Source organism: Alteripontixanthobacter muriae, from assembly GCF_013336795.1.
In the GTDB taxonomy this organism is placed as follows: Bacteria; Pseudomonadota; Alphaproteobacteria; order Sphingomonadales; family Sphingomonadaceae; genus Pseudopontixanthobacter; species Pseudopontixanthobacter muriae.
This window is the reverse complement of record NZ_JAAFZT010000056.1, coordinates 1-223: the sequence shown is the minus strand read 5'-3', so window position 1 is coordinate 223 and position 223 is coordinate 1. Positions and strand designations below refer to the sequence as shown.

At 56.1% G+C, this 223-nt stretch carries 1 pseudogene; it reads left to right on the top strand.

The annotated features are described in order from the left end of the window. Positions 1-23: 23 nt before the first annotated feature. Positions 24-223, top strand: a pseudogene (locus G7A66_RS14700) (calcium-binding protein); the annotation flags it as partial.

Genomic DNA, 223 nt, shown 5'->3' with positions numbered 1-223 from the left:
GGGGTAATGAACTCGCCCAATTCATCGATGGTAATAACGGGATCAATACGCTCGAAGGTGGCGGAGGGAACGACAGGATACTTGGCCGAGGAGGCAACGACACTCTTCTGGGCGGCGAGGGTAACGATGTTCTTGAAGGTGGAACTGGAACCGACACGACGGTGGGCGGAACCGGAAACGACGTACACATCGTCGATAACGCCGCAGACGTAGTGATAGAGGC